The sequence below is a fragment of the Streptomyces sp. NPDC054783 genome (assembly GCF_053611725.1).
Genome location: NZ_JBSHAY010000006.1, coordinates 122086 through 134108, shown reverse-complemented (window position 1 = coordinate 134108; position 12023 = coordinate 122086). Strand labels below are relative to the sequence as shown.

Annotated in this window: 13 protein-coding genes; 8 read left to right on the top strand and 5 right to left on the bottom strand. The window is 71.5% G+C overall.

What is annotated here, in order from left to right; genetic code table 11:
- The first annotated feature begins 24 nt into the window (after positions 1-24).
- Together ACWGJ5_RS13750 and ACWGJ5_RS13745 are read left to right on the top strand one after the other, a co-directional pair.
- Positions 25-534 (top strand): hypothetical protein, encoded by a 510-nt coding sequence (locus ACWGJ5_RS13750; RefSeq protein ID WP_453309940.1) that lies wholly within the window; start codon positions 25-27, stop codon positions 532-534.
- A gap of 146 nt (positions 535-680) precedes the next feature.
- Positions 681-1103, top strand: coding sequence for a hypothetical protein (locus ACWGJ5_RS13745; protein ID WP_453309939.1), 423 nt, complete (start codon positions 681-683; stop codon positions 1101-1103).
- 18 nt (positions 1104-1121) lie between these two features.
- On the opposite strand, the gene ACWGJ5_RS13740 is transcribed toward ACWGJ5_RS13745, so the two are convergent.
- Both ACWGJ5_RS13740 and ACWGJ5_RS13735 read right to left on the bottom strand, forming a co-directional pair.
- Positions 1122-1934 (bottom strand): PaaX family transcriptional regulator, encoded by an 813-nt coding sequence (locus ACWGJ5_RS13740; RefSeq protein ID WP_453309938.1) that lies wholly within the window; start codon positions 1932-1934, stop codon positions 1122-1124.
- Positions 1935-1949: 15 nt separating this feature from the next.
- Positions 1950-3542 (bottom strand): AMP-binding protein, encoded by a 1593-nt coding sequence (locus ACWGJ5_RS13735; RefSeq protein WP_453309937.1) that lies wholly within the window; start codon positions 3540-3542, stop codon positions 1950-1952.
- Positions 3543-3752: 210 nt separating this feature from the next.
- On the opposite strand from ACWGJ5_RS13735, the gene ACWGJ5_RS13730 reads away from it, so the two are divergent.
- Both ACWGJ5_RS13730 and ACWGJ5_RS13725 read left to right on the top strand, forming a co-directional pair.
- The gene (locus ACWGJ5_RS13730) at positions 3753-4886 is read left to right on the top strand and encodes an acyl-CoA dehydrogenase family protein (RefSeq protein WP_453309936.1); all 1134 of its coding nucleotides are present in this window, start codon (positions 3753-3755) and stop codon (positions 4884-4886) included.
- The gene (locus tag ACWGJ5_RS13725) at positions 4883-5281 is read left to right on the top strand and encodes a RidA family protein (protein ID WP_453309935.1); all 399 of its coding nucleotides are present in this window, start codon (positions 4883-4885) and stop codon (positions 5279-5281) included. Before ACWGJ5_RS13730 ends, ACWGJ5_RS13725 begins: the two co-directional genes overlap by 4 nt.
- 10 nt (positions 5282-5291) lie before the next feature.
- On the opposite strand, the gene ACWGJ5_RS13720 is transcribed toward ACWGJ5_RS13725, so the two are convergent.
- Positions 5292-5486, bottom strand: coding sequence for a DUF5999 family protein (locus ACWGJ5_RS13720; protein WP_228616512.1), 195 nt, complete (start codon positions 5484-5486; stop codon positions 5292-5294).
- 233 nt (positions 5487-5719) lie between these two features.
- On the opposite strand from ACWGJ5_RS13720, the gene ACWGJ5_RS13715 reads away from it, so the two are divergent.
- On the top strand, positions 5720-6154 hold the full coding sequence (locus tag ACWGJ5_RS13715) for a DUF6299 family protein (protein ID WP_453309934.1): 435 nt from the start codon (positions 5720-5722) through the stop codon (positions 6152-6154).
- Positions 6155-6212: 58 nt separating this feature from the next.
- On the opposite strand, the gene serS is transcribed toward ACWGJ5_RS13715, so the two are convergent.
- Both serS and ACWGJ5_RS13705 read right to left on the bottom strand, forming a co-directional pair.
- Positions 6213-7490 carry a serine--tRNA ligase gene (serS, locus tag ACWGJ5_RS13710; protein WP_453309933.1) on the bottom strand — a complete coding sequence of 426 codons (1278 nt, stop codon included), beginning with the start codon at positions 7488-7490 and terminating at the stop codon, positions 6213-6215.
- A gap of 245 nt (positions 7491-7735) precedes the next feature.
- Complete coding sequence (locus tag ACWGJ5_RS13705; protein WP_453309932.1) at positions 7736-8503, bottom strand: GntR family transcriptional regulator; 768 nt, start codon at positions 8501-8503, stop codon at positions 7736-7738.
- A gap of 324 nt (positions 8504-8827) precedes the next feature.
- On the opposite strand from ACWGJ5_RS13705, the gene ACWGJ5_RS13700 reads away from it, so the two are divergent.
- The 3 genes from ACWGJ5_RS13700 (at position 8828) to ACWGJ5_RS13690 (ending at position 12018) form a co-directional block, all read left to right on the top strand.
- Positions 8828-10108, top strand: coding sequence for an extracellular solute-binding protein (locus ACWGJ5_RS13700; protein WP_453309931.1), 1281 nt, complete (start codon positions 8828-8830; stop codon positions 10106-10108).
- Between the two features lie 84 nt (positions 10109-10192).
- On the top strand, positions 10193-11191 hold the full coding sequence (locus tag ACWGJ5_RS13695) for a carbohydrate ABC transporter permease (RefSeq protein WP_453309930.1): 999 nt from the start codon (positions 10193-10195) through the stop codon (positions 11189-11191).
- Positions 11188-12018 (top strand): carbohydrate ABC transporter permease, encoded by an 831-nt coding sequence (locus ACWGJ5_RS13690; RefSeq protein ID WP_453309929.1) that lies wholly within the window; start codon positions 11188-11190, stop codon positions 12016-12018. The genes ACWGJ5_RS13695 and ACWGJ5_RS13690 overlap by 4 nt, the downstream gene beginning before the upstream one ends.
- Positions 12019-12023 lie beyond the last annotated feature (5 nt).

Here is a 12023-nt window from a genome sequence, read left to right as displayed (position 1 = left end):
GAGAGGTGAGGGGACGGAGTGCTGATGGGTGTGCTGTTCGACTACTTCGCGGCGGCCGACCGGCCGACGGCGGTGGACTGGGCGATCGGACCGGGCGGGGACTGGACGGCCGAGGGGCAGTCCCTCGACGAGGCCGGCGCGGACTGGATCGACATGAAGGGCATCGACCCCCATGTCGCCCTGGGGCAACTCGTCGCGTTCACCGAGGGAAGACCGTACGACGTCCACGGCACCGGGCCGGAACTGCTGTGGCCCGACCAGCGGGAGTGGCCCCCCGAGCGGCCGGCGGCGCCCGGCGCCGAGTCGCCGTGGGAGTCGGGGCTGCATCTGACCGAGCTGCCCGACGCCTGGCGCGACCGGCTCGCCTCCATAGAGGACGAGCACGTGCCGATGCTGGCGCTGCAGTGGTACGACATCGAGGAATTCGACTTCGCCGACTTCCCGGGCTGTGAGGACTACATCCGCACCTTCGCGGGCCTCGCCCGCCGGGCCCGGGACGCGGGCGCGCACCTGTACTGCCGGTGCTGCGTCTGAGCCCGGCGCGCGGGGGCCGGCCGGGCTCGGTCACATGCCTTCCACGCGATTCGCACGGTTCCTGACCCGGTCTGTTATCGGCGGCTGTCTAGGTTCTTTCGAGCCATTCGGAACCCCACGCACGACCCCCAGGGATCGAGACTGCGATGACTGACACCAGGCCGCTGCCCGAGCAGCCCGGACACGGATACGGCCCCTACGGCCATGCCCCGGCCCCGGGCCCCCAGTACGCGGAGCCCGCGGTGCCGCCCGTCGCGCCGGTCGCGCCCCCTCGGCAGCGCCGCCGGGACGGCTCGGGCACCCGGCGCGCCGCGCTGGTCATCCACACGATCGCCGACGTCGCGGCGGCGTTCCTGGGACTGTGGATCCTGCTGTACCTGCTCGAGGCCAATCACGCGAACGTGTTCGTGGGGTTCGTGGAGGATGTGGCCGACTCGCTGTCCTGGTGGTCGCAGGACATCTTCACGATGGACGCGGAGAGCCTGCGCGTCCTGCTCAACTACGGTCTGCCCGCGGTGATCTACCTCGCGGTCGGGCACGGCATCGCGCTGCGGCTGCGCCGCTTCTGAGACACCCGGGAAAGCCCCTCACAGCCCGGCGAACTCGGCCCCCGCGTCCCGCAGCCGCCTGTGCAGCCCCTGGAACACCTCCGCCGAGCGCATGCCCGGCCAGCCCGGGGGCAGCAGCCGGCCGGGCAGGCCGGGGTCGGTGTACGGCAGGTGGCGCCAGGAGTCGAGGGCGAGGAGGTAGTCGCGGTAGGCCTCCTCGGGCGGCGTGCTGCTGCGGCGCTCCCAGGCTCGCAGGACCGGGGCGTGCGCGTCCAGGAAACGCTCGTGCTCCTTGGCGATCGCGGCCAGGTCCCACCAGCGGGCGACCGCCTCGGCCGTCGGGGCGAAGCCCAGGTGCTCGCCGCGGAAGAGGTCGACGTACGGGTCCAGGTGCAGCCGGCGCAGGGTGTGCCGCGTCTCCTCGTAGAGGCGGGCCGGGGCGATCCACACCCCGGGGGCCGCCGTGCCGAAGCCCAGGCCGGCCAGCCGGGAGCGCAGCACGTGCCGCTTCTGCCGCTCCGACTCCGGCACGGAGAACACCGCGAGCACCCAGCCCGTGTCCTCCATGGGCGCGGTCGCGTAGATGCGCCGGTCGCCGTCCTCCAGCAACTGCCGTGCCTCCGGCGAGAGTTCGTAGCCGGCCGCGCCCTGCTCGGTGCGGGCCGGCAGCAGCAGGCCGCGCCGTTTGAGCCGGGACACCGAGGAACGGACGGAGGGCGCGTCCACGCCGACCGCGGCCAGGAGCCGGATCAGCTCGGCGACGGGCACCGGGCCGGGCATGTAGCGGCCGTACGCGCCGTAGAGCGTGACGATGAGGGACCTGGGGGCGTGCTGCTCGGACACGTTGATCATTTTAGGCCGTCGGCATCACTGCCGGTCACCTTCGCTGCGCAGCCGGAAGCGCTGGAGCTTGCCGGTGGCGGTGCGCGGGAGCGCGTCGAGGAAGACGAACTCGCGCGGGCATTTGTAGGGTGCCAGCTCGGACTTGAGGAACGCGCTCAGGGCCTCCGGGTCGCGCCGGGCGCCCTCGCGCAGCACGGTGTAGGCGACCACCACCTGTCCGCGGGCCTCGTCCGGGCGGCCGACGACCGCCGTCTCCACCACGTCCGGGTGGCGCAGCAGCGCGTCCTCCACCTCCGGTCCGGCGATGTTGTACCCGGCGGAGATGATCATGTCGTCGGCGCGGGCCACATAGCGGAAGTAGCCGTCGGGCTCGCGGACGTAGGTGTCGCCGGTGATGTTCCAGCCGCCGCGCACGTACACGCGCTGGCGCGGGTCGCCGAGGTAGCGGCAGCCGACCGGCCCGCGCACCGCGAGCAGGCCGGGTTCGCCGTCCGGCACCGGCGTGCCGTGGGCGTCCTGCACCCGCGCCTGCCAGCCCGGTACCGGCACTCCCGTGGTGCCCGGTCTGATCCGCTCGTCGGCCGCGGAGACGAAGATGTGCAGCAGTTCGGTCGCGCCGATGCCGTTGATGAGGCGCAGTCCGGTGCGCTCGTGCCAGGCCCGCCAGGTGGTCGCGGGCAGGTTCTCGCCGGCCGACACACAGCGTCGCAGCGACGAGACGTCGTACCCGTCGAGCTGCTCCAGCATGGCGCGGTAGGCGGTCGGCGCGGTGAACAGGACCGTGACGCGGTGGCCGGCGATCGCGGGGAGCAGCCGGCGCGGGCCCGCCTCCTCCAGGAGCAGGGAGCTGGCCCCGGCCCGCATCGGGAAGACCACCAGGCCGCCCAGGCCGAAGGTGAAGCCGAGCGGGGGCGAGCCGGTGAAGACGTCGTCCGCCTGCGGGCGCAGCACATGCCTGGAGAAGGTGTCCGCGATCGCCAGTACGTCCCGGTGGAAGTGCATGCACCCTTTCGGGCGACCCGTGGTGCCCGAGGTGAACGCGATCAGGGCCACGTCGTCGGCCGCGGTGCGGACCGCCGGGTACGGCGTGTCGGGAGCCGGGCGGTTGAGGAGGTCGTCGGGGCCGTCACCCCCGTACGTCGTGATCCGCAGTCCGGGTATGTCGGCCTTCGCCAGGTCCTCCACCGACCGGATGTCGCACAGCGCGTGCCGCACCAGGGCGATCTCGCACATGGTGGCCAGCTCGTGCGGGCGCTGCTGGGCCAGCACGGTGACGGCTATCGCGCCCGCCTTCAGCACGGCCAGCCAGCAGGCGGCCAGCCAGGGCGTGGTGGGGCCGCGCAGCAGCACCCGGTTGCCGGGGACCACGCCGAGGTCGGCGGTGAGCACATGCGCGATCCGGTCCACGTGTCCGCGCAGCTCGCCGTACGTCCAGGTGGGGCCCGCCGGGGTGTGGAAGACCGGCCGGTCCGCCTCGGCGTGGTCGAGGAGTTCGGCGGCGCAGTTCAGCCGCTCGGGGTAGCGCAGCCCCGGCAGGTCGAGGAGCAGCTCGGGCCATTCGTCCGGCGGCGGCAGATGGTCGCGCGCGAAGGTGTCGACATGGGCCGAGCGATGCATGGTGGTTCGCCCCCTTGCCGTGACAAGCGTCGAAGACGGGCGTCGTGGTGGGCACCGGCGTCCTGATGCCGCATCGAGCGTATCGCCTTGGTGACGGCAGTCAACCTTTCGCGATAACGTCGACGGGAGCCGGGGAGGGCAGGCCAACGGGATGCCCCCGGACGGTGACGGGAAGGGTCAGGGTGGCCCGGACCGGAGGGAGGACCGGCAGTGCCCGCATTCTCGCTCGAACCGCAAGCGACCGCCTGGTGCGCCGAGCTGCGCACGATGGCCGCCGAACGGCTGCGCCCGCTGGCCGACAAGGGCGAGCCGGGCCGCGTCAACCGGCCGCTCCTCGCCGAACTCGGCCGACTGGGCCTCCTGGCACGGCTGTTCACCTCCGGCGCCCTCGACCTGTGCCTGATGCGGGAGTCCCTCGCCCAGACCTGCACCGAGGCCGAGACCGCGCTCGCCCTGCAGGGCCTGGGCGCCCATCCGGTGCACGCCCACGGCAGCCCCGCCCAGCGCGAGCGCTGGCTGCCCCGGGTCGCCGACGGCAGCGCGGTCGCCGCCTTCGCGCTGAGCGAGCCGGGGGCCGGTTCGGACGCGGCCGCGCTGTCCCTCGCGGCCGAGCCCGACGGCACCGGCGGCTGGCGGCTCACCGGCGCCAAGAGCTGGATCTCCAACGCCCCCGAGGCCGACTTCTACACCGTCTTCGCCCGCACCACACCCGGCGCCGGAGCCCGGGGCGTGACCGCCTTCCTCGTCCCCGCCGACCGGCCCGGACTCACCGGCACCGCCCTGGACATGCTCTCGCCGCACCCCATCGGCGCCCTGGACTTCGACGCCGTGCCGGTCACCGCCGACGACGTGCTCGGCGAGGCCGACCGCGGCTTCGCCGTCGCCATGGGCACCCTCAACCTCTTCCGCCCCAGCGTCGGCGCCTTCGCGGTCGGCATGGCCCAGGCCGCGCTCGACGCCACCCTCGGCCACACCCGCCGCCGCGAGGCCTTCGGCGGCCGGCTGATGGACCTGCAGACCGTCTCCCACCAGGTCGCCGAGATGGCCCTGCGCACGGAGGCGGCCCGGCTGATGGTGTACGCGGCGGCGACGGCGTACGACGAAGGCACGGCGGACGTGCCGGGGCGCGCCGCGATGGCCAAGCTGCTCGCCACCGAGACCGCGCAGTACGTCGTCGACGCCGCCGTCCAGCTGCACGGCGCCCGCGCCATGCGCCGGGGCCACCTCCTGGAACACCTCTACCGCGAGGTGCGCGCCCCGCGCATCTACGAGGGCGCGAGCGAGGTCCAACGGGGCATCATCGCCAAGGAGTTGTACGCGAGGACCGAGGAGGTGTCCGGGTGACGACCGAGCGTGTCAACCCGCCCGAGCTGTCCCCGCCGACGGGGTTCTCGCACGCCGTCGTCGCGTCCGGCTCGCGCGTGGTGTTCCTCGCGGGCCAGACCGCCCTCGACGCCGACGGCAAGATCACCGGCGACACCCTCCCCGAGCAGTTCGAGCGGGCCCTCGGCAACCTCCTCGCGGCCCTGGGCGCGGCCGGCGGCACCCCCGCCGACCTCGCCCGGGTCACCGTCTACGCCACGGACGTCGCCGCGTACCGCGTCCACGCCGGCCGACTCGGCCGCATCTGGCGGGAGTCGGCGGGCCGGGACTACCCGGCGATGGCCGTCGTACAGGTCGTACGGCTGTGGGACGAGCGGGCGATGGTGGAGCTGGACGGGTTCGCGGTGCTGCCGTAGAGAGCCCGGATCAGGCGGCCACGGCGAGCCGTTCCGCCGGGACTCGGCACGGCGGGACCACGCTGCCGTCCGGGTGCAGTTCGCCGCTGTCGTCGAACACGATCGAGCCGTCGCACAGCAAGGTCCAGCCCTGCTCGGGGTGGGCGGCCACCGCGTGCCGCAGGGCGGCGTCGGACGCGGGGCACGAGGACCGGTTGGAGCACATGGCGCACCTCCACATCGGGATGTGAGGGGCCGGCGGATGCGGCCGCGGGCCCGTCATACACAGACCATGCTCCCGCCGTGAACGCCCCGGAACCGCGCGCCGTGAAGCGTGACAACACCCGGACAACTCCCGGACGGTTCCATGACGCGCCACCGATGGAGTGACGGTCACGCCCGACGGCCCGGCCGACCGGTACCAGTGGAACCCACCATTCCGTGGATCCGGAGGTACCCGTGCCCGTACGCCCCGCTCTCGCCGCGGCCCTCGGCGCAGCCGCCCTGCTGTGCGCCGCCGTCCCCTCGGCCGCCGCCGGCCCGTCCGAGACCGAGACCGTGACCGTCGATCCGACCGGCCACATCGCCAAGGACGGCACCATCACCCTCACCGGCACCTATCGCTGCTCCGGGGCCAGTGGCGTCGCCTTCGTCAGCTCCTCGATCAGCCAGGGCGACCGCACCACCGTGTACGGCATCGGCGGCACCCCCGCCCGGTGCGACGGCGCCATGCACCACTGGGAGAACTCCGGCAAGATCTCGCCGAAGTCCCTGAAGGCCGGCAAGGCCCATGTGCAGGCGACGGTCACGGAACTGCGCTCCGGCGACCTGCTGCTGTTGCTGCCGGCCTTCCACGCCCTGAAGGAGCAGGACGTCAAGCTCACCAAGAAGTGACGGTCGTCCGTACGGAAGGGCCGGGAGCCGGACCGGCTCCCGGCCCTTCGCCGTCGCGTCACTCGGTCCCGCCGCCCGGCAGGATCCGCCGGAAGCCGGTGTACGGCACCAGCGCCTCGGGCAGCACCACGGACCCGTCGTCCCGGACGCCCTGCTCCAGCAGCGCGGCCACGGTCCGCCCGACGGGCAGCGCCGAGCCGTTCAGGGTGGCCGCGGGGGACTTGCGGCCGTCGCCGCGTTTGACCCGGATGTCGGCGCGGCGGCCCTGGAAGGTGCCGCAGTCGGAGACCGAGGAGATCTCGCGGTAGGAGCCGCCGCCCGGCAGCCAGACCTCGATGTCGTACGTCATCCGCGCTGAGAAACCCATGTCCCCCGCAGGCAACAGCACGGTACGGAAGGCCAGTTCGAGCCGGCGCAGGCATTCCTCGGCGTGCCCGACCATCAGCTCCAGTTGCTCCTGCGTCTGCTCCGGCGCGCAGATCCGCACCAGCTCCACCTTCTCGAACTGGTGCAGCCTGAGCACCCCCCGCGTGTCCCGGCCGTACGCCCCCGCCTCCGCGCGGAAACAGGGCGTGCGGGCGGTGAAGGCGTACGGCAGGCTCCGCGCGTCCAGCAGCTGTCCGGCCACCAGGTTGGTCAGCGGCACCTCGGCGGTCGGGATCAGGAACAGCTCCCGGTCGCCGACCCGGGTACGGAACAAGTCCTCCTCGAACTTGGGCAGTTGGCCCGTGCCGGTCATGGTGTCCCGGCTGACCAGGAACGGCACGGACTGCTCGGTGTAGCCGTGCTCGCGGGTGTGCAGGTCGAGGAAGAAGTCACCGAGGGCCCGCTCCAGCCGGGCACCGGCCCCTCGGGCCACGCTGAACCGGGCGCCGGACAGCCGGGCCGCGGCGGGGGAGTCGAGGATGCCCAGCGCCTCACCGATCTCGGCATGGTGGCGGGCCCCGTCCGCCGGACGCGGCGCGGGCCCGTCCCGCCGTATCTCCACGGCGTCCTTCTCGGAATCACCGTCCGGGACCGAGTCCAGCGGCAGGTTGGGGATGGTGAGCAGCAGCCCGGACAGCTCGCCGACGGCCTTCCGGGCGGCGGCCTCCGCCTGCTGCACCTCGGCCCGCAGCGCACGGGCGGCCTCCTTCTCCGCCTCGGTCGGCGGGCCGGACCGGCGGGCCTTGGCCGTGCGGTTCAGCTCGGTGCGCAGCCGGGTGACCTCGGCCTGGGCGGTGGTCCGCTCGAGCAGGGCGGCGCTCAGCGCGTCCAGGTCGAGGTCGTGGCGGCGCCGGGCCAGACGCCGCACGGCGTCCGGGCCCGCCTCGATCAGCTCTTGGGGATCGTGCATGGCGGTCTCCTGTCAGGGCGGGGAGGATGCCGGGGCGGCCAGGCCAGATGCCGACCGCGACGGGCATGGCCGGACAGGGCGAGCCTGGCAGCGGAATCTGACCCCGCGCTGACAGCGGACTGATCCGCCGAGTGCCGTGCCGGAAGGTGTCAGCGGGGCGTCAGTTCAGCGAGCCGCCGACCGCCCCTTTCGTCAACCACCCGACCCAGCCCTCGTGGACCACCCGGCCGGGGCCCTGCGCGTGGTCACCCCCGTGCCGGGCGGCGCAGGGCGGCCACGAACCTGTACCGGGAACCCCGGTACACCGAGCGCACCCACTCCACCGGCCGGCCCTCCGCGTCCCGCGAGTGCCGGGACAGCAGCAGCATCGGCAGCCCCACGTCGGTGGCGAGCAGGTGTGCCTCGCGCGGCGTGGACAGCGAGGTCTCGATGGTCTCGTCGGCCTCGGCGAGCTGGACGCCGTACACCTCGGCGAGGGCCGTGTACAGCGAGGGGTGCGTCGCAAGCGAGCGGCGCAGGCCGGGGAAGCGCCGCGCGGACAGGTGGGTCGTCTCGATGGCCATGGGGTCGCCGCTGGCAAGGCGCAGCCGCTCGATGCGCAGGACGCGCTCGCCGATGCCGATGCCGAGCAGCTCCGACAGCCGTTGGTCGGCCGGGATCTCCCCGATGTCCAGCACCTGCGAGGCGGGCGTCAGGCCCTGGGCGCGCATGTCCTCGGTGTGCGAGGTCAGCTGGAGCGTGCGGTACAGCTTGGGCTGGGAGACGAAGGTGCCCTTGCCCTGGATCCGGTCCAGGCGGCCCTCGCCCACGAGTTCGGTGAGCGCCTGCCGGATGGTGGTCCGGGAGGTGTCGAACCGCACGGCGAGCAGCCGCTCGGCCGGCATCGCCGAGCCGGGGTGCAACTCCTCGGCCATGGCGAGCAGTTGCTGTTTGATCCGGTAGTACTTCGGCACGCGCGCGGTGCGGCCGGACGCTCCCCTGTGCGGCTGGGCGCTGCTGACGTCGGTGGTCATGCCTGCCTTCCCGGCTGTGTCGACGGTCTCCCGTTATAGCGACCAACTGCCCTATGGTCTAGTCCAACCCGCCCGCTCAGGTCTGGTCCAACCCGGGGGCCGGATGAATCGGGCGGATGTGGACGGACGCGCTCCGGTGACGTTCTCGTAACGGCCGGAATCGGCTTCCCGGACCACCCTTGACACCCCGAAAGGTCTAGGCCAAGCTCCACCGTACTGGTCTACACCATTAGCGGCCAGGTCCCGAGCCCTACGTGCAACAGCGTCGTACGCAGGTCACCGCCGAGGGCGTGGGGGGTTAGTGGCATCCCTGAGGAGGGTGGCGTGAAGCGCAAGCTCGCTGCCGCGATCGTGATCGCGGGCATGATGGTCTCCGTTGCGGCGTGTGGCGGAAACGACGGCAAGGACAGCGGCAAGGACGCGGGACCGGACAGCTGGAAGGGCCAGACGCTCACCGTCTGGACCATGGACGGCTCCGCGCCGCCGCAGTGGAGCAAGGACGTCCAGGCCGCCTTCGAGAAGAAGACCGGCGCGAAGCTGAAGTTCGAGATCCAGAAGTGGGACGGGATCCAGCAGAAGATCACCACCGCCCTCTCCGAGGACAACCCGCCGGACGTCCTGGAGGTCGGCAACACCCAGACCCCCGCCTACGCGGCCACCGGCGGCCTCGCCGACCTGAGCGACGTCAAGCAGGCGATCGGCGCCGACTGGACCCCCTCGGTCTCGCAGTCCTCCGTGTACGAGGGCAAGCAGTACGCCGCCCCCTGGTACTTCGCCAACCGCGTCGTCATCTACAACAAGGCCATCTGGGCGAAGGCCGGCATCAAGTCGACCCCGAAGACCCGCGACGAGTTCTTCAAGGACCTCGACACCATCGGCAAGAAGACCGACGCCGAGCCCATCTACCTGCCCGGCCAGAACTGGTACTTCCTCGACGGCCTGATCATCGGCCAGGGCGGCGACCTGGTGAAGAAGCAGGGCGGCAAGTACGTCTCCAACCTCGCCGACCCGAAGGTCACGGCGGCCATGGAGCTCTACAAGAAGTACGCCTCCTACTCCAAGGCGCCCAAGGACAAGGACGAGGCCACCCCGCAGCAGGCCACGATCTTCGCCAAGGGCAAGACCGGCGCGTTCATCGGCATGGGCTGGGAGGCCGCCACCGCCATCCAGGCCAACAAGTCCATCGAGAAGGACCTCGGCTACTTCACCGTCCCGGGCGCGAGCGCCGACAAGCCCGAGGGTGTCTTCCTCGGCGGCTCCAACCTCGCCGTCGCCCAGAACAGCAAGAAGCAGTCGCTGGCCAAGGAGTTCCTGAAGATCGCCCTGTCCGACCAGTACGAGGGCGAACTGGCCAAGCTCAACGGCGTCATCCCGAACAAGACGGCCCTGCAGAGCAACCTCAAGGGCAACGGCGCCGCCGAGGCCGCCGCGCCCGCCGCCGCGGCCGGCGGCACCACCCCGCTGATCCCGGAGTGGGCGGCGGTGGAGAACACCCCGAACCCGATCAAATCGTACATGACCGCGGTCCTGAACGGCAAGGCTCCCGCGGCGGCCGCCAAGGACGTCGAGGCCGAGATCGACAAGCGCCTGGCCCAGCAGAACTGATGACCACGCCGGGGGTGCCGAGCGGCGGCGCCCCCGGCTCAGTCGTTCCCACGGCCCGTTCGGCCACGGAAGAGATGGCAACTCATGTCAGTGCAGACCCAAGGCACGGACACGGCCGGTGAGCCCGCTGTCCGCAAGGCCCGGACAACGGGGCCGCCGCGGGGTGCGGGCCACGCGACCGGGTCCCCGTCCCGCCGCGGCGCCGCCGCCCCCTACCTCCTCCTGCTGCCCGCGCTGCTGGCCACAGTGGTCCTGCTCGGCTGGCCCCTGGTCAAGAACGGCATGCTGTCGTTCCAGAACCTCAACCCGCGGCAGCTCATCCAGCACCTCACCGAGTGGACCGGCGTCGACAACTACCGGCAGGTGCTGTCCGAGTCGGAGTTCTGGCACGTCGTCGAGCGCTCCGTCTTCTTCACCGCCGCCAACGTCGTCCTCATCATGGTGCTCGGCACCCTGATCGGACTGCTGCTGGCCCGGCTCGGCAAGCGGATGCGGCTGGTGCTCATGGTGGGCCTCGTCCTGGCCTGGGCGATGCCCCCCATCGCCGCCACCACCGTCTACCAGTGGCTGTTCGCCCAGCGCTTCGGCGTCGTCAACTGGACGCTGGACAAGCTCGGCTGGCACTCCATGGCCGACCACAACTGGCTCGGCAGCCAGTTCTCCACCTTCTCCGTGGTCGTTCTGCTGATCGTGTGGCAGTCGATCCCCTTCGTGGCGATCAACCTGTACGCCGCCACCACCACGATCCCCAAGGAACTGTACGAGGCCGCGTCCCTGGACGGCGCCGGTGCCTGGCAGAGCTTCACCTCGGTGACCCTGCCCTTCCTGCGGCCCTTCCTGTACGCCACGACCTTCCTCGAGGTCATCTGGGTCTTCAAGGCGTTCACGCAGATCTTCGCCATCAACCAGGGCGGCCCCGACCGCCTCACGGAGACCCTGCCGATCTACGCCTTCGTCGAGGGCGTCGGCAACCAGCACTTCGGCGTCGGCGCGGCGATCTCCTTCCTGACCATCCTGGTGCTGCTCGTCATCACCTCGTACTACCTGCGCATGGTGCTCAAGCAAGAGGAGGACGAGCTGTGAAGCGCTCGCTGATCGGCCGCATCTGGCCCAACGCGACCGCCGTCGTCCTCTTCGTCGGCTTCGCGTTCCCCGTCTACTGGATGTTCGCGACGGCCTTGAAGCCGACCGGCGACATCATCTCCGAGAACCCGGTGTGGTTCCCGACGAACGTCACCCTCGGCCACTTCAAGAAGGCGATCCACGCCGACCACTTCTGGACCCTGGTCGTCAACTCCGTCACCGTCACGGTCCTGTCGGTCGTCTTCTCGCTCGTCATCGCCCTGTTCGCGGCCTTCGCGCTCGCCCGGATGCGGTTCCGGGGCCGGCGCGGCCTCATCGTGACGTTCATGCTGGCGCAGATGGCCCCCTGGGAGGTCCTGATCATCGCCATCTACATGATCGTCCGCGACAACGACATGCTGGACAGCCTGGTCCCGCTCACCGTCTTCTACACGATGATGGTGCTCCCGCTGACCGTCCTGACGCTGCGCGGCTATGTGGCCGCCGTACCGAAGGACCTGGAGGAGGCGGCCATGGTCGACGGCTGCACCCGCACGCAGGCCTTCGTCCGGGTCATCTTCCCGCTGCTGGCACCCGGCCTGATGGCGACCTCGCTGTTCGGGTTCATCACCGCCTGGAACGAGTTCCCGCTCGTCCTGATCCTCAACAAGGACGTCGAGAAGCAGACCCTGCCGCTGTGGCTGTCGCAGTTCCAGACCGCCTTCGGTGACGACTGGGGCGCCACGATGGCCGCCTCGTCCCTGTTCGCGCTGCCCATCCTGATCCTCTTCATCTTCCTGCAACGCAAGGCTGTCAGCGGCCTGACCGACGGCGCCGTGAAGGGATGACCCCG

Bases quoted from the DNA above. Each gene is read 5' to 3' on its own strand.
- ACWGJ5_RS13750 (WP_453309940.1), top strand. From the start codon at position 25: ATGGGTGTGCTGTTCGACTACTTCGCGGCGGCCGACCGGCCGACGGCG.
- ACWGJ5_RS13745 (WP_453309939.1), top strand. From the start codon at position 681: ATGACTGACACCAGGCCGCTGCCCGAGCAGCCCGGACACGGATACGGC.
- ACWGJ5_RS13740 (WP_453309938.1), bottom strand. From the start codon at position 1,934: ATGATCAACGTGTCCGAGCAGCACGCCCCCAGGTCCCTCATCGTCACG.
- ACWGJ5_RS13735 (WP_453309937.1), bottom strand. From the start codon at position 3,542: ATGCATCGCTCGGCCCATGTCGACACCTTCGCGCGCGACCATCTGCCG.
- ACWGJ5_RS13720 (WP_228616512.1), bottom strand. From the start codon at position 5,486: ATGTGCTCCAACCGGTCCTCGTGCCCCGCGTCCGACGCCGCCCTGCGG.
- serS (WP_453309933.1), bottom strand. From the start codon at position 7,490: ATGCACGATCCCCAAGAGCTGATCGAGGCGGGCCCGGACGCCGTGCGG.
- ACWGJ5_RS13705 (WP_453309932.1), bottom strand. From the start codon at position 8,503: ATGACCACCGACGTCAGCAGCGCCCAGCCGCACAGGGGAGCGTCCGGC.
- ACWGJ5_RS13695 (WP_453309930.1), top strand. From the start codon at position 10,193: ATGTCAGTGCAGACCCAAGGCACGGACACGGCCGGTGAGCCCGCTGTC.